The sequence below is a fragment of the Mycobacterium sp. Aquia_216 genome (assembly GCF_026723865.1).
Classification (GTDB): Bacteria; Actinomycetota; Actinomycetes; order Mycobacteriales; family Mycobacteriaceae; genus Mycobacterium.
The window spans coordinates 3,217,567-3,241,897 of record NZ_CP113529.1 but is presented as its reverse complement, the minus strand read 5'-3'; the positions used below and the strand labels follow the sequence as shown (position 1 = coordinate 3,241,897).

The 24,331-nt window shown below is 64.9% G+C and carries 23 protein-coding genes and 1 pseudogene; 17 read left to right on the top strand and 7 right to left on the bottom strand.

Annotation, left to right across the window (positions count from 1 at the left end; genetic code table 11):
• Nucleotides 1-175: 175 nt before the first annotated feature.
• Complete coding sequence (locus OK015_RS15050) at nt 176-463, bottom strand: ANTAR domain-containing protein (protein WP_268123974.1); 288 nt, start codon at nt 461-463, stop codon at nt 176-178.
• 294 nt (nt 464-757) lie between these two features.
• On the bottom strand, nt 758-1,990 hold the full coding sequence (locus OK015_RS15045; protein WP_268123972.1) for a CaiB/BaiF CoA transferase family protein: 1,233 nt from the start codon (nt 1,988-1,990) through the stop codon (nt 758-760).
• A 299-nt stretch (nt 1,991-2,289) separates the two neighbouring features.
• Here OK015_RS15045 and OK015_RS15040 point away from each other — a divergent pair, with 299 nt between their 5' ends.
• From OK015_RS15040 to OK015_RS15005, 8 genes are read left to right on the top strand one after another with little or no spacing between them, the layout of a single operon-like run.
• Complete coding sequence (locus OK015_RS15040; protein WP_268123970.1) at nt 2,290-3,153, top strand: mycofactocin-coupled SDR family oxidoreductase; 864 nt, start codon at nt 2,290-2,292, stop codon at nt 3,151-3,153.
• 43 nt (nt 3,154-3,196) lie between these two features.
• Entirely contained in the window at nt 3,197-4,195 is a 999-nt protein-coding gene (locus tag OK015_RS15035) for a thiamine pyrophosphate-dependent dehydrogenase E1 component subunit alpha (RefSeq protein WP_268123968.1), read from the top strand.
• A gap of 2 nt (nt 4,196-4,197) precedes the next feature.
• Nucleotides 4,198-5,208 (top strand): alpha-ketoacid dehydrogenase subunit beta, encoded by a 1,011-nt coding sequence (locus OK015_RS15030; RefSeq protein WP_268123966.1) that lies wholly within the window; start codon nt 4,198-4,200, stop codon nt 5,206-5,208.
• A complete protein-coding gene (locus OK015_RS15025; RefSeq protein WP_268123964.1) occupies nt 5,201-5,437 on the top strand; it encodes a biotin/lipoyl-containing protein in 237 nt (78 codons plus the stop codon). Before OK015_RS15030 ends, OK015_RS15025 begins: the two co-directional genes overlap by 8 nt.
• An 18-nt stretch (nt 5,438-5,455) precedes the next feature.
• Nucleotides 5,456-6,328: an enoyl-CoA hydratase-related protein gene (locus tag OK015_RS15020; RefSeq protein ID WP_268123962.1), complete on the top strand. Its 873-nt coding sequence runs from the start codon at nt 5,456-5,458 to the stop codon at nt 6,326-6,328.
• Nucleotides 6,329-6,336: 8 nt separating this feature from the next.
• Entirely contained in the window at nt 6,337-7,869 is a 1,533-nt protein-coding gene (locus OK015_RS15015) for an acyl-CoA synthetase (protein WP_268123960.1), read from the top strand.
• 22 nt (nt 7,870-7,891) lie between these two features.
• On the top strand, nt 7,892-9,286 hold the full coding sequence (locus tag OK015_RS15010; protein ID WP_268123958.1) for an aromatic ring-hydroxylating oxygenase subunit alpha: 1,395 nt from the start codon (nt 7,892-7,894) through the stop codon (nt 9,284-9,286).
• Entirely contained in the window at nt 9,283-10,977 is a 1,695-nt protein-coding gene (locus OK015_RS15005) for an FAD-binding protein (RefSeq protein ID WP_268123956.1), read from the top strand. Before OK015_RS15010 ends, OK015_RS15005 begins: the two co-directional genes overlap by 4 nt.
• Nucleotides 10,978-11,035: 58 nt before the next feature.
• Here the strand turns inward: OK015_RS15005 and OK015_RS15000 are convergent, their stop codons facing one another.
• A complete protein-coding gene (locus OK015_RS15000; protein ID WP_268132760.1) occupies nt 11,036-11,887 on the bottom strand; it encodes an enoyl-CoA hydratase-related protein in 852 nt (283 codons plus the stop codon).
• Between the two features lie 127 nt (nt 11,888-12,014).
• Here OK015_RS15000 and OK015_RS14995 point away from each other — a divergent pair, with 127 nt between their 5' ends.
• The 4 genes from OK015_RS14995 (at nt 12,015) to OK015_RS14980 (ending at nt 15,647) form a co-directional block, all read left to right on the top strand.
• Nucleotides 12,015-12,866, top strand: coding sequence for an SH3-like domain-containing protein (locus tag OK015_RS14995; protein ID WP_268123954.1), 852 nt, complete (start codon nt 12,015-12,017; stop codon nt 12,864-12,866).
• The gene (gene scnC / locus OK015_RS14990) at nt 12,863-13,567 is read left to right on the top strand and encodes a thiocyanate hydrolase subunit gamma (RefSeq protein ID WP_268123952.1); all 705 of its coding nucleotides are present in this window, start codon (nt 12,863-12,865) and stop codon (nt 13,565-13,567) included. The genes OK015_RS14995 and scnC overlap by 4 nt, the downstream gene beginning before the upstream one ends.
• Nucleotides 13,568-13,673: 106 nt before the next feature.
• A complete protein-coding gene (locus tag OK015_RS14985) occupies nt 13,674-13,955 on the top strand; it encodes an SH3-like domain-containing protein (RefSeq protein ID WP_268132758.1) in 282 nt (93 codons plus the stop codon).
• Nucleotides 13,956-14,252: 297 nt separating this feature from the next.
• Nucleotides 14,253-15,647, top strand: coding sequence for a DEAD/DEAH box helicase (locus OK015_RS14980; RefSeq protein WP_268123950.1), 1,395 nt, complete (start codon nt 14,253-14,255; stop codon nt 15,645-15,647).
• Nucleotides 15,648-15,658: 11 nt separating this feature from the next.
• Here the strand turns inward: OK015_RS14980 and OK015_RS14975 are convergent, their stop codons facing one another.
• Nucleotides 15,659-16,204 carry a class I SAM-dependent methyltransferase gene (locus OK015_RS14975; protein WP_268123948.1) on the bottom strand — a complete coding sequence of 182 codons (546 nt, stop codon included), beginning with the start codon at nt 16,202-16,204 and terminating at the stop codon, nt 15,659-15,661.
• 184 nt (nt 16,205-16,388) lie between these two features.
• Here OK015_RS14975 and OK015_RS14970 point away from each other — a divergent pair, with 184 nt between their 5' ends.
• From OK015_RS14970 to OK015_RS14955, 4 genes and pseudogenes are all read left to right on the top strand, one after another.
• On the top strand, nt 16,389-16,982 hold the full coding sequence (locus OK015_RS14970) for a TetR/AcrR family transcriptional regulator (protein ID WP_268123946.1): 594 nt from the start codon (nt 16,389-16,391) through the stop codon (nt 16,980-16,982).
• Nucleotides 16,983-17,054: 72 nt separating this feature from the next.
• A complete protein-coding gene (locus tag OK015_RS14965) occupies nt 17,055-18,728 on the top strand; it encodes an acyl-CoA synthetase (RefSeq protein WP_268123944.1) in 1,674 nt (557 codons plus the stop codon).
• Between the two features lie 145 nt (nt 18,729-18,873).
• On the top strand, nt 18,874-19,542 hold the full coding sequence (locus tag OK015_RS14960) for a TetR/AcrR family transcriptional regulator (protein WP_268123942.1): 669 nt from the start codon (nt 18,874-18,876) through the stop codon (nt 19,540-19,542).
• Between the two features lie 274 nt (nt 19,543-19,816).
• A pseudogene (locus OK015_RS14955) lies at nt 19,817-20,458 on the top strand (cutinase family protein); the annotation flags it as partial.
• Nucleotides 20,459-20,642: 184 nt separating this feature from the next.
• Here the strand turns inward: OK015_RS14955 and OK015_RS14950 are convergent.
• The 3 genes from OK015_RS14950 to OK015_RS14940 form a co-directional block, all read right to left on the bottom strand.
• Nucleotides 20,643-21,020: a DUF5073 family protein gene (locus OK015_RS14950; protein ID WP_268123940.1), complete on the bottom strand. Its 378-nt coding sequence runs from the start codon at nt 21,018-21,020 to the stop codon at nt 20,643-20,645.
• Complete coding sequence (locus OK015_RS14945) at nt 21,020-21,805, bottom strand: heavy metal-binding domain-containing protein (RefSeq protein WP_268132756.1); 786 nt, start codon at nt 21,803-21,805, stop codon at nt 21,020-21,022. Before OK015_RS14945 ends, OK015_RS14950 begins: the two co-directional genes overlap by 1 nt.
• Nucleotides 21,806-22,125: 320 nt before the next feature.
• The gene (locus OK015_RS14940) at nt 22,126-23,007 is read right to left on the bottom strand and encodes an SDR family NAD(P)-dependent oxidoreductase (protein ID WP_268123938.1); all 882 of its coding nucleotides are present in this window, start codon (nt 23,005-23,007) and stop codon (nt 22,126-22,128) included.
• Nucleotides 23,008-23,507: 500 nt separating this feature from the next.
• Between OK015_RS14940 and OK015_RS14935 the strand changes: the two genes are divergently transcribed.
• Nucleotides 23,508-24,317 carry a SigB/SigF/SigG family RNA polymerase sigma factor gene (locus tag OK015_RS14935; protein ID WP_442791303.1) on the top strand — a complete coding sequence of 270 codons (810 nt, stop codon included), beginning with the start codon at nt 23,508-23,510 and terminating at the stop codon, nt 24,315-24,317.
• The last annotated feature ends 14 nt before the right edge of the window (nt 24,318-24,331 follow it).

The following is a 24,331-nucleotide window of genomic DNA, read 5'->3' as shown; positions in this document are numbered from 1 at the left end:
GTTATCGCCTGTCCGATTCTTTTTCGGCGGCGTCGCAAGCCTCGTGACGGCCACTGGAGCTCGAGCGGGAAGACGTCGTGCTCCAAAGGCTTGCCGTCGATGGGTTCTTGAGATGAGTTGGCACGGCCGTGGTACCCCCCAGGGACCCCGGCCGCGCCAAGTTCTTGATCACTTCTCAACAGCTCAGCGCTGCCGCTCCGGTGAACAGTTGACCCCACTCGTGGCGCGCGGCCGACTGCGCCTCTTGAAAGCTGGATGTCTTCTCCCCCTCGCCTGCGAGGTGCACCAGCGCCCAAGCCATCGCGAATACCGGCACCTTGTGACGCACTGCCGCAGTGTGCAGTTCGTCGAAGGCTGTCTCCGACCGGCATCGGCGAAGTCCGATGATGATTCCCCGCGCGGTGTCGAGAATCCGGCTTGAGTTCGGGCCGCCCGAAGTGTGTGCGGGAACCCAGTTCGCCATGCTACGCATACCTCCTGTAGTGCCTTAACGAAACCCGCTACCCCACATAGCGGACGAGAATCCGCGCGAGAACGCATAACTCGCCATCGCGATTCTCAAAGGCGCACTGTGCCATGATTTGTGGAATGTCGCCGTTATGCCATACCGCGGTGCACATCGATATGTGCTCGTGACCGTGTCGATACCAAATCCGACACCAATCCCCATAACGGAAATCGCATTGCCGCCGATAGACCCACCTAACCGCTAGTCGCAGAACGCTTTTGGCAAGCATGCGTATGCGCCGGTGCTACCTCACAGGATGGTGTTGAGGTCCTTCGCCTTTGCGATCTCGTCCCAGTCCACGCCGAGTTCGAGCAAAATTTCCTCCGTGTGCTGACCGTGTTCTGGAGCGCGCGCAGGAAGCGGCGGAGTTTCGTTGAATTGGACCGGGGCAGCAACGATTCGGTATTTCTCGCCGTAATCGTCAACGTTTGTCACCACGTAGCCGTTGGGTTCGACTTGGGGGTCGTTGAGCGTCTCCCGCGGCGTGGCCAGTGCGCCCCACACTCCTGGTTCTTTTTCGAGCACCTGCTGCCAATGCGCGAGGTCGTGGCTGGCAAACGCATTCGCCACGATCTCGGTCGCCGCGGCCGCGTTCGCGATCAGGTTGCTGGACGGCACGAACCGCTCGTCGGTGGCTAACCCCGAAAGGCCCATCCGCTCGCAGAACCCGACCCAGAATTTGTCGGGTTGCAAGAAGACCAGCTGGATCCACCTGCCGTCCTTGGTTTTGTACCGGTTGACAAGCGGATTGATGGCCAGTCCGGGCGGCGCCCCCGGAATGCCGTCGATGTCGAAGAAATCGGCGGCCGAAATCGACGGCGCGATCGACCACATCGCCTGCGCCAGCAGTGAGGAATCGACAATCGCCGGTTCACCGCTGCGCTCCCGGTGGAACAACGCCGCGCACACGCCGCCGGCCAACGTCGCGCCACCCTGTAGGTCGCCGAAACCGGGGCCCTGTACGGCGGGCGTCTCGGTCCCGAACGGTGTGAGCGTGTAAGCGACGCCGCCCCGCGCCAGGTAGGTGGCGGCATCAAACCCGCCACGGTCGCGATCCGGGCCCCGGACCCCCAGACCGGTGCCGCGCGCAATGATGATCTTCGGGTTGAACGCGCGGATGTCGTCGACGGTCAATCGGGCTCGTTCCAGTGCGCCCGGCAGCCAATTGGTCAGGAACACATCCGCGGTGGCCAGCAGGCGGCCGAACAACTCGCGACCCGTTTCGGATTTGATGTCGATCCCGATGCTGCGCTTACCGCGGTTGCCCAACTCGAGGATGAAGTCGGCGTCCGGCCGGGCCGCCGCGCGGGTGAATCCGCCGACGACCAGAGCTCGCCCCGGGTCACCGAACGTGACGCCCTCCACTTTGATGACGTCGGCGCCCCAGTCCGCCAGGGCGGCACCGGCCGACGGCACGTAGGTCCATGACGCCAATTCCACGACCCGCACCCCTTGCAGGACACCACCGTGCACGCCTGACATCGCCAACCCCCTCGGTCCGGAACTGTCCTTGCTATTTTAGATATTCTAGTTACTCTAATGGATATTGCCCGGCCACAGCCACGCGCAGGTTCTCGTGGAAGAGACGCAATGGAGCCGATCGTTGGTCAGATCCCCGTCCCCGATGCGGTAAACGTGTGGGGCGGCGGCGCTTGCGGCAGCCGCCCGACTGTCCCCAGCGGCGTAGAAACTTGCGCCGGCCGGCGAAACTCCCTTGGTAGCGAGCAGCTTTGGGTCTCGCTAACAGACACGGCGATGGGCACCGGGACGAAGGACGGGCGATGGGCAGGGTAGCGGGCAAGGTCGCCGTCATCAGCGGCGCCGCACGGGGCCAGGGACGGTCACACGCGCGGATGCTGGCCGCGGAAGGGGCCGACATCATTGCGGTAGACCTCTGCGAAGACATCGACACCAACGAGTACCCGTTGGCCAGGCCGCAGGATCTGGACGAGACGGCGCGCCTGGTCGAAAAGGAAGGGCAGCGGGCCTTCACCGTAATCGCCGACGTCCGCGACCGGATGGCCCTGTCCACCGCGATCGACGAGGGTGTCGCCGAACTCGGCCACCTCGACATCGTGGTCGCCAACGCGGGCATCTGCCCGCTCACCGCCGGTCTGCCGCCGAAGGCGTTCGCCGACGCCGTGGATGTGGACCTGGTCGGCGTGCTCAATCTCGTGCACGCGAGCATCAGGCACCTGCGGGCCGGCGCGTCGATCATCGTGATCGGCTCCAACGCCGCATTCATGTCGTCGATGAACACCACCGGCATCGACGGCGGTCCCGGCGGAGCCGGATATGCCTTCGCGAAACTTGCTGCCGCGCACTATGTTAACGACTTCGCCCTGGCGCTGGCCCCGTTTTCCATCCGGATGAACGCGGTACACCCGACGAACGTCAACACCGATATGTTGCACAGCCCACCGATGTATCGGGCGTTCCGGCCGGACTTGAAGGAGCCGACCCGCGAGGACGCCGAACCGATTTTCCCGTTCGTGCAGGCGATGCCGATCCCGTATGTCGAACCGGAGGACATCAGCGAGGCGGTGCTGTTTCTCGCCTCGGATGCCGCACGCTATATCACCGGACAGCAGTTGCGCGTCGACGGCGGCGGCTTCCTGAAGGTCAAGCCATGGTCGGGCGCATGACGGCGGTGGTATCGATCCGGTTGTACGGCAACGGAACTATACGATGACCGACGCCGAATCCCCCGACACGCACAAAGACGCTCAACGGCGTCTGTACGCACTGATGGTGCTGATGAAGTCGGCCGATGACCGGCTCTCCAAGGGCATCGGCACCGGCGAATTCATGTGTGTGTACTGGCCTTCGCGCGGTCAGGAGGCGATCGCCGCCGCGATGGGCGTCGCGCTGCGACCCGACGACCAGTTGGTGACCACCTACCGCGGTTTGCACGATCTCATCGGCAAGGGAGTCCCCCTCGAGGAGATCTACGGCGAGATGATGGGACGCACCGTCGGCGCCAGCCGCGGCAAAGGCGGCACCATGCACATCGCCAAACCCGAGGTGGGCGTGATGCTTTCGACCGGAATCGTCGGCGCCGGACCGCCGGTGGCCGTGGGGCTGGCGATGGCTGCCAAGCGCAAGGGCCTCGATCGCGTCACCGTGGTCAGCTTTGGCGATGGTGCCACCAACACCGGCTCGTTTCACGAGGCGGCCAACATGGCCGCGCTCTGGGACCTGCCCCTCGTGTTCGTCTGCCAGAACAACCTGTACGCCGAGATGACGCCGACCCAGGACACGATGAAGATCGAGCACGTGGCCGACCGGGCCGCCGGATACGGCATGCCGGGCGTTCGCGTCGACGGCAACGACCCGCTGGCAGTGAAAGCCGCGCTGGACGAGGCACTGCAGCGGGCGCGGGACGGCGCCGGGCCCACCTTCATCGAGTGTGTGACATTCCGCTTCCGCGGTCACTATTTCGGCGATCGAATGCCCTACATCCCCAAGGAGCAACTGGAAGCGGCGATGGCTGCCGACCCGGTGCCGCGGTTCCGCCGGCACCTTGTCGACATCGGCAGCCACGACGAGCAGGAGCTCGCGCGGATTGACGACGAGGCGCTGGCCACAGTGGAATCCGCCCTGCAGGCAGTGATCAGCGCCGAGGCCCCCACGATCGACGAACTCGACAAAGACGTGTACGCAACTGCGATCAAGTTCCCGGTATAGACATGGACGAGAAAGAGATGACGATGCGCGAGGCGCTGAGCCTCGCGCTGGATCAGGCGCTGCGGGCCGACGACCGAGTGTTCCTGCTCGGTGAGGACATCGCCGATCCCGGCGCGTCGGGACCGACCGCGGGATTGTCGACGAAATACGGCCACGACAGGGTATTGGACACTCCGATCTCGGAAGCGGCGATCGTCGGTGCGGCGATCGGCGCCGCGATCGACGGTCTGCTGCCGGTGGCCGAGATCATGATCATGGACTTCATCGGCATCGCCGCCGACCAGCTGATCAACAACGCGGCCAAACTTCGGTTCATGACCGCCGGACGAACGACGGCGCCGATCACGATCCGTACCCAGGTGTATGCCGGGCTGGCCACCGGTGCGACGCATTCGCAGAGCCTGGAAGCCTGGTTCATGCACATCCCGGGGATGAAGGTGATCGTGCCGTCCACGCCGCGCGACGGCAAAGGCCTACTGACGGCGGCGATCTTCGACGAAGACCCTTGCCTGTTCATCGAAACCATCCGGCTGCAAAGCAAGAAGGGGCCGGTTCCGCTCGATCCCGGATTCTCAATTCCGCTCGGCCAGGCCGACATCAAGCGGCAGGGCACCGACGTGACACTGATCAGCTACGGACGTAGCGTGCACGACGCGCTCGCGGCGGCTGACACCCTGGCCGACCACGGCGTCAGTGCCGAAGTCGTCGATCTGCGCACCCTGGTGCCGCTGGACGTCGAGACCATCGTCGACTCCGGTCGACGTACCCGCAGAGCCGTCATCGTGCACGACGCAGTCCAATTCGCCGGCCCGGGTGCAGAGATCGCCGCGCTGCTGGGATCCGAGTTGTTCGGCGAGCTCGCCGCACCCGTCGAGCGGGTGGCCGCCCGGTTCGTGCCCAACCCGGCCGCGGCGGCGCTCGAGGCGCAGGTCTATCCGTCGCCGGCACGCGTCGTCGAAGCGGCGCTGCGTACCTTGGGAAGCACCCTTGCGAGGACGAACACGCATGTCTGACTTCGTTATTCGCATCCCCCGGGTATCGGTCGCGGTGTCCGAAGCCGAACTCACCGGCCTGCTGGTCGACGCCGGTGAGCACGTCGAGGCCGGCACGCCGATCTACGTGATCGCCACCGAGAAAGTGGAACAGGAAATCGAAGCCGGAGCGTCGGGCACCGTGCAGTGGACGGGCGAGGTCGGGACCACCTACGACATCGGCACCGAAATCGGCGTCATCACCTCATAACGAAGAAAGGTAAGCCATATGGATCTCAACGAGACCCGCGAGAGAATCATCTTCGAAAAAGAAGGCCCGATCGCCCGCATCACGCTGAACTGGCCCGAGAAGGCCAACGCCCAGGACCAAAAGCTGGCCGAGGAAGTCGATGCCGCGCTGCTGGACGCCGACCGCGACTACGACATCAAGGTGCTGATTCTCAAAGCCAACGGGAAGGGCTTCTGCTCGGGACACGCCATCGGCAATAACGCCGTCGACTATCCGGCGTTCGTGGAGAACGCCATGGTGACAGGTCACCCGTGGAAGGCGCAGTCGGATCTGTTCGTCAAGCCGACCCTGAATCTGTGGGAGTTCTCCAAGCCCACCATCGCGCAGGTGCACGGCTACTGTGTGGGCGGCGGTACGCACATGGGCCTGACCACAGACATCGTCATCGCCTCCGAAGACGCCTACTTCTCCTACCCGCCGCTGCAGGGGTTCGGCATGCCATCCGGTGAATGTTCCATCGAGCCTTGGGTGTTCATGAACTGGCGGCGCGCCGCCTACTACCTGTTCACCGCCGAGGTGATCGACGCCAAGAAGGCGTTGGAGGTCGGCCTGGTCAACGAGGTGGTCAAGCGCGAGGACCTGGACGCCCGCGTGGACGCGGTCGCCCGCCACATCGCCCAGGCACCGTTGACGACGCTGATGCTCACCAAGGCCAACTTGAAGCGGGCGTGGGAACTGATGGGAATGCGGGTGCACTGGCAGAGCTCCAACGACCTCGTCGCGCTCGCCTCGATCAGCAAGGACGTACAACAGTTGATTCAGACCGTGTTCAAGGACAAGGTGTTGCCGTCCGAGCACGCCCGGCGGCAGGCCGCCGCGGCCGCACAGACCGACGGCGCCGCAGCGACGTAGGTCTGCTGGTGAACATCGCCGACCACGCGATCGCGGCCACACAGTCGCCGGCCCTGATTGCCGACGGCGGCGCGATCTCGTTCGGCGAATTGTATGCAAGGAGCCAACGGGTCGCCGCTGCGCTGCACGATGCGGGGCTGCGCCGCGGCGACGGCGTGGCACTGGTGCTGCCGAATCGGCCGGAATTCTTCGAAATCACTTGGGGCTGCCAGCTTTCCGGTCTCTACTACACCGCTGTCAACACCCATTTCACTCCCGACGAGGTTTCCTACGTTATCGGTGACTCCGACGCGAAGGCGGTGTTCGTCGACGGCGAGATGCCCGACATCGCCGCGCACGTCCGCGAGGTGAACACGGCGGTCGACGTCCATATAGCCATCGGGGTCACGATGCCCGGTTGGTGCCGATACGAGGACGCGCTCGCAGCGGCGGGTGATGCGCCGCCGCTGTCGGACGGATCGGAGATGCTTTACTCGTCGGGCACCACCGGACGGCCCAAGGCGGTCCGCCGACCACTGCCGGCCGATGGCAACGGGTCCTGGGCGCAGGCCGTCCTGGAGATGGCGCTGACCCACCGCTACGGCATGAGCCCGGCCAGCGTGTACCTGTCCCCCGCACCGCTGTATCACGCGGCCGGGGTGAACTACGCGATGGCGGTCAACCGCGTCGGGGCCGCGTCGATCATGATGCGCAAGTTCGACGCGGAGACCGTCCTTCGGCTGATCGCCACCCACCGCGTGACACACGCCCAGTTTGTTCCGACGATGTTCGTGCGGATGCTCAAACTGCCCGAGGAGGTGCGGCGCCGATACGACATCTCGAGCCTGCGGTGCGTGATCCACGCGGCCGCCCCCTGCCCGGTGGACGTCAAGCGGGCGATGATGGAGTGGTTCGGGCCGATTATCCACGAATACTACGGCGGCACAGAGGGATTCGCGGGAACGGTGATCGGCCCCGAGGAGTGGCTCGCCCACCCCGGCTCAGTCGGCAAACCGATGGCCCCGGTGCATGTGGTCGGCGACGATGGACAAGAGCTTCCCACCGGCCAGGCTGGAGAGCTTTACTTCGAAGGTGGACCCGATTTCGAGTACTTCAAGGATCCCGCCAAGACTGCCTCGGTATACAACGACCGCGGTTGGCGCTCCCTGGGAGACATGGGGTACGTCGACGAGGACGGGTACATGTACCTGACCGATCGGTCGACGTTCATGATCGTGTCCGGCGGGGTGAACATCTACCCCCAGGAGGCGGAGAACCTCTTGGTCATGCATCCCAAGTTGGTTGATGCCGCGGTCTTCGGCGTTCCCAACGACGAGTTCGGTGAAGAGGTGAAGGCCGTCGTGCAGCCGGTCGCCGGGGTGTCCCCCGGCCCCGACCTCGAGGCCGAGCTCATCGCGTATTGCCGAGCCCACCTGGCCGGCTACAAGTGCCCGCGCACGGTGGAATTCGACCCGGAACTGCCTCGAGATCCGAACGGCAAGCTCTACAAGAGGCGCATTCGCGAACGTTACTGGCAGGGGCGGGCATCACGGATCGTGTGACGCTGACACAAGGGATGGCGAGATGGCTGTAGAGACTGGTTCGAGACGAGCCGCGGACAAGGCAGGGGCGCATTGGTCGGCGTTGCCGGTGCCGTGGGCAGTCCAGGCCGCCGACCGAATTCCCAAGCAGCGCTACTACGACCCAGACTTCTACGCGCTGGAAACCGAGATGTTGTGGCCCCGGGTGTGGCAGATGGCCTGCCGGCTCGAGGAGATACCCAAGCCCGGCGACTACGCCGAGTACGAAATCCTCGACCAGTCGATCATCGTGGTGCGAGTCGACAGCGAAAATGTCCGGGCCTATCACAACGCGTGCCGCCATCGCGGAGTAAAGCTGGTGGAAGGCAATGGAAATCGACGTACCTTCGTATGCCCGTTCCATGGCTGGTGCTGGGGCATCGACGGCCGCAACACGTTCGTCTTGCGGCCCGAGGCCTTCACCGAGGAAAACATGCGCCCGGCTGACCTCGAACTCGTTTCGGTCAGGTGCGAGCTGTGGGGTGGCTGCGCGTGGATCAACCTCGACAACGGTGCGCCGGCGCTGCGGGATTGCATGGAACCGTTCGCGTCGATCTACGACGCCTGGAACGTGGAAACGCTGCGGACCGAGTGGTGGCAGTCCTGTCGACTTCCGGTGAACTGGAAACTGGCGACGGCGGCATTCATGGAGGGCTACCACGTTCCGCAGACGCATCCGCAACTGCTGCCGTCGGCGCAGTCCGGGTCGCCGTCGGCTGCGGTACATCCGGTGGTGCAGAGCAGCCTCTACTTCATGCGCACGCTCGGCGACGGCATGGGAGGCATGACCCACGAGAACGACATCCGTATCGCCGAGGGCCTGCAGACAATTGAACTACCGGTGGACCCGGCCGCGGCGATGGCCGGATGGCGCAGCGCCCTCAACGACGCCGTCGTCAACTGGCATCGTGCCCGCGGCAGCGTCATGCCCGATCTCAACGACCTGGTCCGCCGCGGGATTACCGACGCGATCGGATTCTGCTTCCCCCACCACTTCATTCTGCCGACCTACAGCAGCGCCTCGTCGTACCGGATCCGCCCGCTGGGCCCCGAAGAGACCTTATTCGAGATCTGGTCGCTGACCCGTTTCCCCTGTGACCTTTCCGCGGGCCGGCCCACGCCACCGGAACCCATGGCGCCCGACGACCCGCGTTGGCCACCGATTCCCGCCCAGGATTTCTCCAACTTGCCACGTCAGCAAAAAGGATTGCACTCAAAGGGGTTTGAATACATGCGGCTGTCGGACCAGATCGAAGGACTGATTTCGAACTTCGAACGGGTCATCGACGGGTTCCTCGCGGGCCTGCCCTACGACGCGCTGGTTCCGGCGATTCAGAAGACCAACACCACCATCGACGTGCCGATCGCGGATCTCGGTTTCACCTCGGGGCCACGATGACCATCGCATGGGACCGCTCGGTGGACCTGCTGATCGCGGGCAGCGGCGGTGGCGGCATGGTGGCGGGGTTGGCCGCACTGGACAGCGGGCTCGAGCCCCTGATCGTCGAGAAGCAAGCCCTGATCGGCGGTTCGACCGGGCTGTCCGGCGGTATCGTCTGGCTGCCGAACAACCCGTTGATGCGCGCCGAGGGCATCGCCGACTCGCACGAAGACGGCCTGGCCTATTTGGCCGACGTTGTCGGCGATATCGGTGCGGCTTCCTCGCCGGCCCGTCGCGAGATGTTTCTCACCGCCGGCTACGAGATGATGAATTTCCTGATCCGCAAGGGTGTTCGGCTGATCCGCTGTGCCGGCTGGAGCGACTACTACCCGAATCACAAGGGCGGCAACGAGTCCGGCCGGGCCGTGGAGGGAATCCCCTTCGACGCCGCCGAGCTCGGTAACTGGCATGACAAGGTGCAGCCGCCGCTGGCGAAGAACTACGGGTACGTGGTGCTCACCAACGAGCTGCGTTCGGTTCAGTACTTCAACCGCGCGCCGCGTGCATTCGCGGTGGCGACAAAGGTCTTCCTGCGTACCGCGGCGGCCCGGGCACGCCGGGCCCAGATCCTCACCAACGGATCCTCGCTGATCGCCCAGATGCTCAAGGCGCTGATCGACCTCGGCGGCAATCAGCCGCCACTGTGGACGAATACCGCGATGGTGGACCTGATCGTCGAGGACGGCCGCGTCGTCGGCGCCCGGGTCAATCGGGACGGCGTCGGGTTGAACATCGAGGCACGGCGGGGCGTCCTGCTGGCCGCCGGCGGCTTCGGCCACAACAAGGAGATGCGACGCCGCTACAGCGGCGACCAGCCGAACGAAGCTCAGTGGTCGATTGCCAACGCCGGCGACACCGGCGAAGTGCTCGAGACGGCGATGCGGTTGGGTGCCCAAACCGATCTCCTCGACGAAGCCTGGTGGCTGCCTTCGGTTTTCATCGCCAACGGAGGCGCGATCGCCGCCTCCCTCGGCTCGGGACGGCAGCGCCCCGGCGCGATCTACGTCGACTCGACCGGGCGGCGGTTCTGCAACGAGTCGAACTCCTACGTAGAGGTCGGCAAGGCGATGTACGCCAACAAAGCGGTGCCCTGCTGGATGGTTTTCGACGAAGGATACGTGCGCCGATACGTCACCAGCGCCAATCCACTGAAGCGCGGTCAACACCTGCCCGCCGAGTTGATCGACAACGGTGCGGTCAAACGGGGCACCACGATCGCCGACCTGGCCCGCCGGATCGGTCTGCCCGCCGACGAGCTGTCGCGCACCGTCGAGCGATTCAACCGTTTTTCCGCTAGGGGCCTGGATCCCGACTTCGGGCGCGGCCAGTCGGCCTACAACGACTGCCTGGGCGATCCGGGGTATCGGCCGAACGCCGCGATCGGCCCGCTGGAGCGCGCGCCGTACTACGCGACGAGGGTTCTCCCGGCGGACGTCGGAACGTGCGGGGGCGTGATCACCAACGAGTACGCCCAAGTGCTCGACCAGCAGGACCGGGTGATCGACGGCCTCTACGCGACGGGTAATACCACCGCGACGGTGATGGGACGCAAGTATCCGGGTGCCGGCGCGAGCATCGCCAGCTCGATGGTCTTCGGCTACGTCGCCGCGCGCCATGCCGCCGGGCGCAAAATCGCCGGCCAGCACTAAAGCATTCCGGCCGAGTGTGCGGCCCGCTTCACGTTCAACAGCGAGTGCGCGGCCAGCTTCACACTGGGGCGGCGCCTGGCTTTTCATCGCGGTCGACGAATTCGCGTGGCTTCATCCCCGACTGCATGAGCTCTACGCGGCGCGCCTGGACGTCGGACGCGGCGCCGACCATGTTGGTCAGGATGTGGCTGACCTGAAGGTGTACGCGCATCCCCATCAACTCCCACGCGCGCTTGACGTTGTTCTTCACCGCCATCAGTGTGGTCAACGGGATTTGGGCGATCTTGCGCGCCATTTCCTCGACCGTGTCCTCGAGGTCTTCCCGCGGGACCACCCTGTTCAGCAGCCCCCAGTCGAGGGCTTGTTGGGCGGACAGCGTCGGCGCCAGCAGCAACCAGTCCATGGTGCGATGCCAATTCATCAGCAACCACGGCTCAATCATGGTGTGCCCGCCGGGTTCTCCGAGGCTTTGGGCAAGCGGCATCTGGAAGTACGCGTCGTCGGACGCCACGCAGAAGTCGGTCAACAAGCCGAGATAGATCCCGCCGCCCATGCAATAACCGTGGATCTGCGAGATTGTCGGCTTGGGGAACTCCCACAAGTACAGCGTCGGCCAGAGGAAGAGGTCGGCGGTGCCTTTGTACAGATCCTCGAAGGTATTGCCGAAGTCTGGATAGGGGTTTTCATCCGGCTCCCACCGAGCCACGTGGCCACCGCAGAAACCCTTGCCGTTGGCCTTGAGGATGACGACCTTGATCTCGCTGTCGCGGTCCGCCTCGTGCAGGCAATTGTCGACTTCGGTCACCAGGACCGCGTCCTTGGTGTTGGCCTTTTCGACCCGATTCAAAATGATCCGAGCGATCGGCGGCTCGCGTTCATAGATGATCGCCTCGAGCACGCGCCGCTCCATCATCGGGACCTTACCCTCCCGGATGTTCATTTAGCGGTTGCATGATCTCGACGCGAGGAGTGAGCTGTATTCAGCGCGCGCCGGGCTGCGCCACAGCCGACACCCGGACGAACGAATGGAAGCTCTTATGGCGACTCCGTTGGACCGGGTAACCCATCTCGACCTGGTGGCCAGGCTCAAATCCGCCTACCCGGACCTTCCCGACGCACCCACGCCGGATCTGATCGACCACGAGCGTTTCGCCGCCTACGCCAAGACTCCCCATGACGTCGGAGGCGAGCCGGACGCCCCCATCGCATGGGAGAACAAACAATACGAGATCTGGGAAGAGAACACCTACATCATGTGTGAGGTGCTCGGTTGGCGCGGGATCTGGCTGTCCGAAGAACGACGCCGAATGGGCAATGTCGATCTGGGCCGCGCCATCTATCTGGGTCTGCCCTATTACGTGCGGTGGTTGCTCGCGGTCGTGCGTGTCCTCGTCGAGAAGCACCACATCGGGCTGAGCGAGCTCGCCGAGCGCATGGTTGAGGTGAAGGCTCGGTATGAAGGCGGGCTGCAGGGTAAGCCGTTGGAAGCCAAGCCCCGATTCGAAGGTGACCCCGCCGCGGTCAAGCGCAACGAACACCACATCCACGCCGTCGGTATAGGCGACCCGCAAATTTTCGCCGGGCAGGCCGGCGAACCGAAATTCCGGGTCGGCGACGAAGTCGTGGTGAAGGACCTGCCCATCCTGCTTTACACCCGCACCCAGGAATACGTGCGGGACGCGAAAGGTGAGATCGCCGTCGTCACGTACGAAAGCCCCGCGGCCGAGGACGAGTCCTGGGCCGGCCCCGATCAAAAACCGGAGTGGTTCTACATCGTTCGGTTCAATCTGTCCGAGCTCTGGCACGGCTACACCGGTCCCACCAACGACACGCTGCAAACCGAGATCCCCGAGCGGTGGCTCGAAGCGGCCGAGAGGACCTCAGCATGACCGCTCACGATCACGATCACGATCGCACCGCCGCGCCGATGGTGGATGAGATCACCGACTTCGAAGTCCTCGAGATCGCCCTTCGCGAATTGTGCATCGAGAAGGGGATTTTCACCGCGGAAGAACACCGCCGTATGACCGAATACGCCGAGCAGATCGGGCCGACGCCAGCGGCCCACCTGGTGGCGCGGGCCTGGCTCGACCCAGCATTCAAGGAGCTGGTCGTTTCGGATCCGCTTACCGCCAGTAAGGAAGTCGGGGTCGATTGGCTGCACCCCACGGGTTTTGGCACGCCGAGCGATTTCACCGCCTTTCACGTTCTGGTCGATACGCCGAACCTGCACCACGTCATCGTGTGCACGTTATGCTCCTGCTATCCCCGCCCGATCTTGGGTAATTCCCCGGAGTGGTACCGGACGCCGAACTTCCGTCGCCGCATCGTGCGCTGGCCGCGTCAGGTGCTCGCGGAGTTCGGACTATTCCTGTCGGAAGACGTCGAGATTCGGGTCGAGGATTCCAATCAGAAGCACCGGTTCATGGTGATGCCCGTTCGTCCCGAGGGAACCGATGGCTGGACCGAGGACCAGCTGGCCGACATCATCACCCGCGATTGCCTGATCGGTGTGGCACTGCCGAAGGCCGGCGTGACGACGAATGCGATCACCGAAACCCGACCTGCCATCCATCCGGTCGGCGACTGATTCGGAGGGTGAACAGGTGAGCACTTCCGAAGGCCTGGACTCGGCCCACGTCCCCTCGATTGCGCCGTTGACGAAAATCGTTGAGAGAAAACAGGTCTGGAGCCGTATGGCGGCCAAATACGGGGTCGACAACCCGGTTCCACCGTGGCAGACGAGCCTGGACGGGATGTGCGACGCTCTCGATCAAAGTGCTTGCGGCCCGGAGGTTCTCGGCTTCGCAGACCGGCGCACCGAAGAGGACGCACTGTCGGCGACGGTGTATTCCGACCTGCCCTACCCGGAAAACCGGTTGGTTGCGCTGGCGCATTCGCTCGTCGCGCGTGGTGTCATCGACGAGGCCGAACTCGAAGAGCGCATGGCAGCCGTGCGCGCCAGGCTGGAATCCTGATCAAACTCAGCGACGGACGTCACATGGCGCTTTTTCGTCGTTGTCCACTGGGTACGCTATGCTTGCACCAACGTTGGCCTCACAGCTAGATGTCAACGACGTCGTGGAACGCTTCTTCATCCCACTGGTGATACCCGAAATTCGGGCTAACCCACCATGTTCAGATGATCCGTGCATCCGCACTAGCTTGTCTCGCGGCGATCGATTTTGCCCTCCGGCAATCTCGCCAACTTGTGCTGAGAACCGCGCGCGACAACCGACGGTCCGGCATGACCGATGCCTGAAAGGCACCGAAAAGTGACTACCGACAAAACCTTTGCCGATCTCGGCGTGCGCGGACAAATCGTCAACGCGCTCGCGGGGAGCGGCATCACACATCCATTTCCAATCCAGGTCGCAACCCTGCCCGATACGCTGGCCGGCCGCGACGTCCTCGGCCGCGGGAAGACGGGCAGCGGAAAGACGCTTGCCTTCTCGATTCCTCTGGTCAGCCGACTCTCCGAGGGAAACCGCCGCCGGTCGCGGCCATCGGGTTTGGTGCTCGCACCTACCCGTGAGCTGGCGAGCCAGATCACCGCGACGCTCGAGCCGTTGGCAGCCGCCTGCGGCCTGCGCGTCACCACGATCTTCGGTGGTGTGTCGCAACACCGTCAGGTGGTGGCCCTCAAATCGGGCGTCGACATCGTGGTGGCCTGCCCGGGCCGGCTCGAGGACCTGATGAAACAACGTTTGATCAGTCTCGAGGCGATCGAGATCACGGTCATCGACGAAGCCGATCACATGGCCGATCTCGGCTTTCTGCCCGGCGTCACCCGGATCCTGGCCGCGACGCCGAATGGTGGCCAGCGGCTGCTGTTTTCGGCGACCCTGGACAACGGCGTCGACAAACTCGTCAACCGATTCCTCCGCGACGAGGTGCTGCACTCCGTCGACAGCGTCGACTCGCCGGTGTCCGAGATGACCCACCACGTGTTCCACGTCGCCAATGCGGAGGCCAAGAAGGAAGTTGTGCACCGGCTCGCTTCCGGCACCGGTCGCCGAATTCTGTTCATGCGCACCAAACATCAAGCGCGCAAACTCGCCAAACAGCTCACCGAATCCGGAGTTCCGTCAGTCGACCTGCACGGCAACCTGTCTCAGCCTGCCCGCGAGCGCAACCTGGCGATGTTCGCCTCGGGTGGTGCTCGGGTGCTGGTGGCAACCGATATCGCCGCGCGCGGTGTGCATGTCGACGAGGTCGAACTTGTCGTACACATCGACCCGCCCGCCGAGCACAAGTCCTATCTGCACCGCTCCGGGCGCACGGCACGGGCCGGCAGCGCCGGTGACGTCGTCACCGTCGTCCTGCCCGAGCAGCGACAAGACACCCAGGCATTGATGCGCAAAGCCGGCATCAAGGTTGCTCCTCAGCAGGTCACCGCGACGTCGGAGGCGGTGCAAGCCCTCGTCGGTGAACTCGCGCCCTACCAGACTCCGGCACCGGTCAATGTTCCCTCGCACTCGCCTCGGCAGCATCGACCGAACACCGGCGGGCAACGGCGTCGTCCGAACGGCAGCCGGTCACCCAAGAGCAATCCCGCCCCGACCGAAGCGGCCATCGCGCACCGCAGCAACGCCCCTAAACATCGCAGCGCCACCCCGACGCGGCGAGCTGAGCAGCAGCGTCGTCGCTCGAGCCGCGCGCAAGGGTAGTTTCGCAGGGCTCAAGCCCGCGCCAGCAGCCACGCTTGCCCCTGGCCCTCACCGGCGGCAATGACGTCCAGCTCGGCGAAGGCCACCGCGAGCTCGCCGGGCGCCGCGCGAAACGGACCTGGTTCGGCGCCGACCTCGCTGAGCGCCGCTGTCGCCAGCAGCCCGCCCGGTGTCAAGCGTTCGATGAAGACGCGGTCGAGCCGTCGGTCGCGAAACCTATGGCAGACGATGACGTCGACGGGGGGCCCGTCCGGCAAGCCGTCGTCGAGATCCAGGACGTCAAAACGGCAGCGGTCGGCGACGCCGCTGTGCCGCGCCAGCTCCCGGGCTTGGCCGACGGCCACTGCGGAGACGTCCAATCCCACGGCCTCCAACCCTCGCTGCGCCAGCCAGACGGTCACGAATCCCTGGCCACACGCGATATCGAGAGCCCTCCCCGTAGTCGGGAAAGCGTCCGCATAGTCGGCGAAGACGCCGGGGAGTCCGACCGCATCCGCGGCGACCGGTTTCTTACTCGTGTACCGCTCGTCCCAACGGCGCTGGTCCTCCCTGGTCACAGCCGTCACCTTACGACTCACCCAAGCCACGAATGGCCGCAAATTCTGGACAACTGTCTGTATTTAGTGCAGGCAGCCCGTCCTCGGCCAGCCGAGTGAGATGGCGTTGGCGCTTCACCGTCCCGTTTAGCGGCGATGGGGCGGTGTTGTTGGCCGCACGCATCCAGTTTCCTACACTGGACGGGTGTCTAGAGAAGTGGCTTCTCACGCCGTGGACGGCGCCGGAGGCGCGCGCCGCTCGGATCGCCGGCCAGGCCAAACGATCCGCAAGGTCCTCGAGGCCGGGCTGGAAGAGCTGCGCGAAACGTCCTACGCCAACCTGACGATGCGTGCCGTGGCCGCCCGCGCCGGCGTGTCGCCGGCCAGCGCCTACACGTACTTTCCCTCGAAGAGCGCCTTGGTCGCCGCTGTCTATCTGCGTTTTCTGCGTGCACTGCCGCTGCACACGGACGTCAACGAGACCACCAAGACCCGGGTGAGCGCGACGCTGCGGGACATGGCGGTGGCCGTGGCCGACGAGCCCGAATTGAGCGCAGCTTGCGGCGCGGCGTTGATGGCCGACGATCCGGCGGTTCAGCCGTTGCGTGAACAGATCGGCGACGAAGTGTCCAAGCGGATCGCAGCCGCGCTGGGCCCGGGCTGGCCGCGCGCCGTGAAATCCACCCTGCAGATGACGTTCGCCGGCGCCCTGATGACGGCGCGATTCGTCACCTACGACGAGATCGCCGGGCAACTCGAAGAAGCGGTCAACCTCATCTTGGGCGCCTCGGGGGCCTGATTAGCCGACCGCACAAGTGAATTGGATCATTCAACCCCACCGGCGAAGACCGGAGAACTTTCAAGGAGAGTCATGGGTGATAGCGGATTCAACCTGTCGAGGGTGTTTTCGACGCTGGCACAGGCACTTCCGAAGCAACGGGTGTTGTTGTGGCGGGGCCGGGAATGGACCTACGCCGACACGGACGCACGCGTAGACGGCGTCGCCCACTACCTGACCTCGCTGGGACTGGGATGTCACACCGAACGGGATCAACTGCAGGGCCACGAATCCGGCCAGGATCACATCGGGTTGTACCTGCGCAACGGCAACCAGTATCTGGAGGCGATGATCGGGGCCTATCGGTCGCGAATCGCACCATTCAACGTCAACTATCGCTACGTCGATGCCGAGCTCGTCTATTTGCTCACCAACGCGCGAGCCCGCGCCCTGGTGTACAGCGCCGAGTTCGCACCTCGAGTCGCGTCAATTCGTGATCAACTCCCCCAACTGGAATTCCTGATCCAGGTGGCAGACGATTCCGGCCAGCCGCTGCTACCCGGTGCGGTGGATTACGAATCGATCGTCGAGACACCGCCCCCGCCCGCCGGAATGCCCGCTCCCAGTGGGGACGACCTGTACATGCTCTACACCGGCGGCACCACGGGGATGCCGAAGGGCGTCCTGTGGCGTCAGAACGACATCTTCGTCTCGTCAATGGGCGGAAGGCCTTTCGGGGCCGAGGAGGCGTTGGCCTCCTACGACGAGCTCGCCGAGCGTGCCGCGAATGCGGGCGGCTTCGCCTCCGTGCTCCTCATCCCGCCGCTCATGCACGGAGCGGCCCAGTGGGCGACGTTTCAGATCATGACCATGGGCGGCTGGGTGGCGATCCCGGACGATGTCGAGAGCATCCGGGCCAACCAGATCCTGGCGTTGGCGGAACGCGAGCGGGTCATGAGCATCCCGGTGGTCGGCGACGCGATCGCACGACCGCTCGTCGACGAGATCGAGCGCGGCAGCTACGACCTGTCCGGGTTGTTCTCGATCACCAACGGCGGTGCGCCCCTGACCCCGAACCTGCGAAATCGGATCACCGCCGCGCTGCCGCACCTGGTGGTCATCGACGCCGTGGGGGCCTCGGAGTCGGGTATGCAGATGAATACGATGTCGACCGAAACGAGCCCGGGCACGATGGCCACGTTCAATCCAGGCTCCGAGACAGCAGTGGTAGCCGATGATTTCAGTCGCGTCCTGGCACCCGGAGACGGTGAAGGGTGGTTGGCACGCCGTGCCCTGATCCCGCTCGGGTATTTGGCCGACGCTGAGAAGACCGCACGCACCTTCCCGACGATCGACGGGGTGCGCTGGTCGGTGCCGGGCGACCGGGCCCGCTTTCTCACCGATGGCAGGATCGAGCTGCTGGGACGCGATTCCGTCACGATCAACTCCGGCGGCGAGAAGATCTTCGCCGAAGAGGTGGAAGCCGCAATGGCCGAGCACCCCGATATCTATGACGTGGTGGTCACCGGTCGACCCTCGGAACGCTGGGGCAATGAGGTGGTCGCGATCGTTCAACTCGTCGAGGGCAGGGACCCCTCCGACGAGGAGCTGCTCAAGACATGCCAGCAACACATCGCTCGATACAAGCTGCCGAAGGCCATCGTCCGCACGGCCAAGGTCCAGCGCTCGCCGGCCGGCAAGGCCGACTACCGCTGGGCCAAGCAGGTCGCTGCCGAAAGCCAGCCCACCGCAACGGGATCGGGTTAGACCGCCGATGTGAGCGTTCGGTCGGGGTGCTCGCCGGCACGTAGCACCCCCAGATCAGCGACCTGCAGCAGCGACGATCGTCTCGCCTGCGACGATATGATCTAGCGGTGATGACGACCGACTGCACGTTTGCCGCCCGCTAGCTATGCGTAGCCACGGTTGGGCAGGGAACACGCCCTCGTCCGATGAGGAGGCGATCGAGCGGATCCTCGACGCCGCCGACAAGATCATTGACGAGCGAGGATCGGCCCTGCGGATCGCCGACGTCGCCCGCGCCCTCGGCGTGACCCGACAAACCGTATACCGGTATTTTCCCGGAACTGAGGCGTTGCTGGTGGCGAGCGCGATGCGGTCGGCCGATGGCTTCCTTGATCATCTGGCGGCTCACCTCAAAGGCATCACCGACCCGGTCGCGGCGGTGACGGAAAGTTTCGCGTTCGCCGTTGAACAGCTGGGCGCCGACAACCAGCTCGAATTGGTGCTCAATCGCCGCCACCGTGGCGGTCAAACGATCTCCATCGTGTCTGATACCGCGCTGGCCTTCGGGCGATCGATGCTGCACCGCTTCGATATCGATTGGGAGCAGCACGGTTTCGATGAGGCAGGCCTGGACGAGTTGAACGAATTCACCCTTCGGCTGCTGCACTCTTTCCTGGCAGATCCGGGCCGGCCCGCGCGCAGCGGCGCGGATCTTCGGCGCTACCTGATCCGTTGGATCGGACCGGCGATTGCCTACCCGCAAATGGCGCGGTCGATGGACCCGCTGCGGGCCGCCGAGCCACGAGTCGGGGGGCGGTCCTCGGCGGCGTCCTGATCGAGTGCCGGCGGCCGAAAAAGGAGTAAGCATGCTCGGACCGGTGGCCGCCTACGCGTTCCGCCGTGTGCTGCATGCCGCCAGTGCGTTGCTGCACCGACAGCGCCCCGGCGGACAGGATGCGCTAAAGTAGTTGCGCCACAACACTATCGCGATCAGTCGCCGCCTAAGGGCCGTCCGGGCGGACAGCGCTGTCGGCTCGAAAGTTCATAACAGGCGCGCGTGCCGAAAGTGTGACAAAATTCAACCCGTGAAGGCGCACGCCCTCCCCGTTTTGCTTTGTGCCGCTACAACGTCCACGTGGGCGCTGCTGATCGACCCCGTGCCCGCCGTGTCCGCCGAGCCGTGCCCCGACGTCGAGGTCGTGTTCGCCCGAGGCACCGACGAGGCGCCCGGAGTGGGCGACATCGGTGACAATTTCGTCGATGCACTGCGGGCGCGCCTCGGCCCAAAGTCGCTCACCGTGTATCCGGTCGACTACCCAGCGACCATGAGCTTTCCCCGAGCCGTCGACGGCATCAGCGATGCGGGCGCCCACATTGAACAGACGGCGGCGGCCTGCCCCAAAACCCAGATGGTGCTCGGCGGATATTCCCAGGGTGCGGCCGTAATGGGCTTCGTCACGGCAAATCAAGTGCCGGATGATGCACGCGTCGGGCAGGACCTCCAGCCGATGCCGGCCGAGGTGGCCAACCACGTTGCCGCGGTCGCTCTGTTCGGGAAGCCGGCGACCCAGTTCATGAGCATGATTAATCAGCCGCCGGTCACGATCGGCCCGCTGTACGTGCCCAAGGCCATCGAGTTGTGTGTCCCCAACGACCCGATCTGTGCGGGCTCGGGCGACTTCTCCGCGCATCGGCAGTACCAGCAGGCCGGGATGATCGATCAGGCAGCGGATTTCACCGCCACTCGCATCGCCGAGACAAGCGCCGCGACGCCGTCGCCGACACCCTCGCCGGCACCGGGACCGGGACACGCTCCGACACCGGTGCGTTCATCGGCACCGTCAGCCGCACCGTCGCCGACACCCGCGCCGGTGGCGTCACACAACCCGGGACCGCCCCCGGGGCCGGCAACGTAAACCCGCCGACTGATCCCGCTCAGAATCGGGGTGCCGCCTCGAGAACCTCAACGGCCGCGTCGATATTGGGAATGATGGTCGCACCGTAATGGCTCACCAGCTGCCCGAGCGCACGCGCGATATGCGGACCGACGGCGGCGGCGGGAAGGGTCTCTTCGGCCAGGACAATCCCAGTCACGATATGGGCGGCGCTGAGGCGCCCGTCGACGGTGAGTTCGTAGCGCCAGTCGCCGATCTGGACCCGTTCCGGCTGAGACCGGAATAAGCCGCGCCGCGCCGGCGTCAGAATGACGCCCGGAACGCTGCAAAACACCCTGATGACCTGTCCGACTCCCCCAGGACCGGCGAGGGCCGCTCCGATGGCACGACTGGCCCGCTGATGGTCGTAACTCGTCATCAATCACTCATGGGAAGCACGAACGACGGTGTGATGGTTTGCGGCTCACTGGTGCGGCGCACGGCGGTGCCGGCCACATAGAACTCGACGGTGTGATGGCCCCAGGCGTAGTTAGAGATGGCGAAGTGCACGCCCACGACGCCGTTCCCACCATCGCGCTCGGCCTCGCTCTGCATGCGCGACATGGCCAGCTCACGCGCTTGGTAGCTACCCTGCGTCCATTGCGGCATCTCGGCGTTGCGGCCCACCTGGCTGAGCGTTCGCAGGAAGCCCTGTACGGCGACGTGGAACACGCAGTTGCCCATCACGAACGCGACCGGGGCGTACCCGGAGCGCAGCAGCGTGGTCAGGTCCTGGCCGGACAGGTGGCTGGTGAAGGCTTGGCCACCGGGGCGCCGATATGCCCCCGGCTTCTCGGCGTACCGCACAGCGGTTCCGACCGCGATGAATTCGAGGTGTTCGCCCTCGCCTTGATGGCGCCAATCGAGCCGGACGCCGACCACTCCGTCGGCGCCCAGCGCGTCGGCCTCGGCCTGCATTCGTGACATCGCGTTCCAGCGCGCGCGGTAGGTGGCGTCGGTCAGCACGGGCAGCTCGGATTGCTGCTTGATTCCGGTGAATTGGTAGCCCACGTGATAGACCGATACCCCCATCACAAGTTCGATCGGCTCGAATCCGGCCCCATGTAGCAGGGCGAATTCATTGATCGACAGATCAGACGTGAATATTTTCCCGGCGTGCGAAAGACGTTCGCTGGCGACGGGGTCGAGCGGGTTCGGTTGCATCGTCAAGGACCCTCCTGCGGTTCGCAGCCAGCGTAGGCCGCAGGACCGTCGGACACACGCATAACGTGCGACGGTGTCGACCCAGCGATGCGAGCTGGGCCCGCCGGCCGGCAACCCAGCCCGGACCGTGCGCTCAAGCGATCGGCCCCATCCGTGTCGGCGCCCAGCTACCGCGGCACGGTCGCGCCGTAGCGTGACGCCCGGCAAAGAAGCTGAATCCACGGTCACCCGAAGCGAACTCACGCGCAGTAGCTCCGCCTTCTCCGGATACGAAGGCACCGCGGTGTTTCCGGCGGATGCTTCCGGGCAGTGGATGTCGGTCAGCCGTGCGCGCCGATCATCTTGTGCAGGTCCTCGATCGACCACGGCGCGGCGTCATGATGACCGCGGTACCCCAGCAAGGACGGCGTCGGCCGATCGAAGCGTCCGACGAATCCTCCTGCGGCAACGAGGATCTGGCCCGTCACGTCACGCGCCAGGTCACTGGCGAGGTAGGCGTAGAGCGGGGCCACATATTCGGGCGGAGCGCTATCCAACGAGGCCTGCATGGTCACGTCGTCCAGCAATCCGCGGCGGTGCAGGTCCTCGATGTGCTGTTCGTACTCGGCTCCGCTGGACAGTCGCGTTCTCGCGCCCGGGCACACCACGTTGGCCCGGATACCCTTCGCCTTGAGCTCCGCGGCGATGGCCACGGTCAGCCCGTTGACGGCGCCCTTACCCGCGGGGTAGCCGGTGCCGCCGTAGTCGCCGAGAAAGGCCACGGAGCCGGTGTTGATGATCGTCCCGTGTCCCTGCGCGACCATGGCGCGCGCCGCGGCCCGGCACGTGTGAAACACCGTGCCGACGTGGGCGCTCAGCAGGCGATTGAAGTCGTCGGGCGTGATGTCCAGGATCGACGACCCGGGCGGTTCGGCGATCCCGGCGCAATTGATCAGGATGTCGAGTCGCCCGAACGTGTCGCGGCAGGTGTCGACGAGCGAGGCGGCAATGGCCTCGTCGTCCGCGGGTCCGACCGCCCCGGCGGCTCGCCCTCCCGATCCGGTGATCGCCGCCACGGTCTCCGCCACGGCATCGGCGTCACGGCCGTTGACCACCACGCCGGCGCCGAGGTTGCACAGCAGTTCGACGACCGCACGCCCGATACCACGGCTTCCCCCGGACACCACCGCACCGCGCCCGGCCAGAAGGTTTTGACTGCTCATCGGCACCGACATTTGCCGAACAGTACCCAGTCGGCGAAACGGAAATGACAACGGGCGATTGTCGTCCCGGGGCGTCGCCCGGACCGACTCGGTTGCGTTTGCTGTCGACCGTCGGTTTCGGGGTCGACGGTATCGGTACCGTGCTGGCCGAGGTTGCTGGCAGGCGAGCGAGGGCGAACCATCGCCTATCTGTGCGATAGGGCGTAGTATCGGCGATTGAGTCCGTCCTGGACACGTCGCCGTTTAGCTAAAAGCGGTCAGCCAGCCGCACGGTTGCTGGGCCGAGGCTCCGGCGAGTAAGACCTCCGGTCGCTCCTTCAAGTGGCACGTGCGCCTTTGATCAACTGATCCGTGTTGACGGACCCGGTGCAGTGGAGTGCCGTGCGCACGCCCGCGACGCCTTGCTGCCCGCGACCTCGAGAGAAGTGTGTTGTAGTGCAAATACATTGGTGCGCAGTCTGTTTCGCAACATGTCGAGCGCAAAGAAGGTGGTCGAGCAGATGACCGAAGTCCTTGCTCGCCCCCGACCCGCTCGGTCGACTACCGCTCGCAAAGACGACTCCTACGACGACGTCGTCGAGATGTTCCTGATGTTGAACACAATGCCGCCCGAATCGCATGAATATCGTCGTCAGCGCGAATGCATCGTCACCCGATGCCTCCCGCTGGCCGACCACGTCGCTCGTCACTTCGCCCGACGCGGCGAAGGTCTCGACGACTTGACCCAGGTCGCGCGCCTGGGGCTGATTAACGCCATCAACCGGTTCGACCCCGAAAAAGGGCCCAGTTTCATCGGCTTCGCGATTCCGACCATGATGGGCGAGGTCCGGCGCTATTTCCGCGATTACAGCTGGGGCATGCGGGTACCACGGCGGCTTCGTGAGCTTCATGTCCAAATCAGCAGGGCTACAGCGGATTTAGCTCAAAAGCTGGGCCGGGCCCCGACCGCCCGCGAACTCTCGGAAGAGCTGGGAGTCGCTCACGACGCGATCGTCGAATGCCTCGTCGCCGGCGATGCCTACCAGCTCGAGTCCCTGGACGCACCGGTGGGCTCGGACGGCTCGGGCAAACCCCGCGTCGTTGCCGACGCGGTTGGTGGTATCGACCCTCACATCGACCACATCACCGACCGCGAATCGGTGCGCAGCTTGATCGCCGCGCTGCCCGAACGCGAACGCGAGGTTCTGCATATGCGGTTCTTCGAATCGATGACACAAAGCCAGATCGCGGAGCGAATCGGGGTGTCTCAGATGCAGGTGTCGCGCATTCTGGCCAGTACCTTGACATGCCTGCGTGACCAGCTGGAATAGCGCGCAGATCGGTG

Coding starts and splice junctions, on each gene's coding strand:
- OK015_RS15050 (WP_268123974.1), bottom strand. CDS start 463: ATGGCGAACTGGGTTCCCGCACACACTTCGGGCGGCCCGAACTCAAGC.
- OK015_RS15045 (WP_268123972.1), bottom strand. CDS start 1,990: ATGTCAGGCGTGCACGGTGGTGTCCTGCAAGGGGTGCGGGTCGTGGAA.
- OK015_RS15040 (WP_268123970.1), top strand. CDS start 2,290: ATGGGCAGGGTAGCGGGCAAGGTCGCCGTCATCAGCGGCGCCGCACGG.
- OK015_RS15035 (WP_268123968.1), top strand. CDS start 3,197: ATGACCGACGCCGAATCCCCCGACACGCACAAAGACGCTCAACGGCGT.
- OK015_RS15030 (WP_268123966.1), top strand. CDS start 4,198: ATGGACGAGAAAGAGATGACGATGCGCGAGGCGCTGAGCCTCGCGCTG.
- OK015_RS15025 (WP_268123964.1), top strand. CDS start 5,201: ATGTCTGACTTCGTTATTCGCATCCCCCGGGTATCGGTCGCGGTGTCC.
- OK015_RS15020 (WP_268123962.1), top strand. CDS start 5,456: ATGGATCTCAACGAGACCCGCGAGAGAATCATCTTCGAAAAAGAAGGC.
- OK015_RS15010 (WP_268123958.1), top strand. CDS start 7,892: ATGGCTGTAGAGACTGGTTCGAGACGAGCCGCGGACAAGGCAGGGGCG.
- OK015_RS15005 (WP_268123956.1), top strand. CDS start 9,283: ATGACCATCGCATGGGACCGCTCGGTGGACCTGCTGATCGCGGGCAGC.
- OK015_RS15000 (WP_268132760.1), bottom strand. CDS start 11,887: ATGGAGCGGCGCGTGCTCGAGGCGATCATCTATGAACGCGAGCCGCCG.
- OK015_RS14995 (WP_268123954.1), top strand. CDS start 12,015: ATGGCGACTCCGTTGGACCGGGTAACCCATCTCGACCTGGTGGCCAGG.
- scnC (WP_268123952.1), top strand. CDS start 12,863: ATGACCGCTCACGATCACGATCACGATCGCACCGCCGCGCCGATGGTG.
- OK015_RS14985 (WP_268132758.1), top strand. CDS start 13,674: ATGGCGGCCAAATACGGGGTCGACAACCCGGTTCCACCGTGGCAGACG.
- OK015_RS14965 (WP_268123944.1), top strand. CDS start 17,055: ATGGGTGATAGCGGATTCAACCTGTCGAGGGTGTTTTCGACGCTGGCA.
- OK015_RS14960 (WP_268123942.1), top strand. CDS start 18,874: ATGCGTAGCCACGGTTGGGCAGGGAACACGCCCTCGTCCGATGAGGAG.
- OK015_RS14950 (WP_268123940.1), bottom strand. CDS start 21,020: ATGACGAGTTACGACCATCAGCGGGCCAGTCGTGCCATCGGAGCGGCC.
- OK015_RS14945 (WP_268132756.1), bottom strand. CDS start 21,805: ATGCAACCGAACCCGCTCGACCCCGTCGCCAGCGAACGTCTTTCGCAC.
- OK015_RS14940 (WP_268123938.1), bottom strand. CDS start 23,007: ATGAGCAGTCAAAACCTTCTGGCCGGGCGCGGTGCGGTGGTGTCCGGG.
- OK015_RS14935 (WP_442791303.1), top strand. CDS start 23,508: ATGACCGAAGTCCTTGCTCGCCCCCGACCCGCTCGGTCGACTACCGCT.